The sequence below is a fragment of the Oleiphilus sp. HI0123 genome (assembly GCF_001635315.1).
In genome coordinates, this window is the sequence record NZ_LWGE01000732.1 from 1 (window position 1) to 494 (window position 494).

Sequence of the window (494 nt, forward strand, 5' to 3'; positions counted from 1 at the left end):
CACGAACTTTCGCTCTTATTGTGTCAGCATCCAGAGACAAGTAATCCTCACTCGCATCCAATTCACACCACTGGTCCTGGCCGTCTGTCTTCAAGGTAATACATAAATCTGAATTACCAGAAGGGTGCGCCACAACTTGCTCAGCAATACTTTCTACCACACCTGAGCTGGGTGCATGCAAGCCGACACTGATATAACCGTCTGCTTCAGCCAATAACTGGCCTTTTTTTACTTGTTGACCCACTTCAACCAAGACCTTGGAGGCTTGACCAATATGTTGCTGTAAAGGTAAAACAAGTAGTGGCGGAATGCCCGCCTCAGTAATCGCTGTCTCGCTCGATAGCGACTTCATTTCCGCCGGGTGAATACCACCATGAAAGTCTGATAAGGAACGTCCACTCGTGGCAATGATCTGTGTATTGTTCTGTGTCATGGCACTCATACAGACTGCACCTCCACAGGCTGAGACTTATCCGTAGCAATAATATGTACAG

At 47.4% G+C, this 494-nt stretch carries 1 pseudogene; it reads right to left on the minus strand.

Annotation, left to right across the window (positions count from 1 at the left end):
• Positions 1–442, minus strand: a pseudogene (locus A3761_RS06540) (hypothetical protein); the annotation flags it as partial.
• Between the last annotated feature and the right edge of the window lie 52 nt (positions 443–494).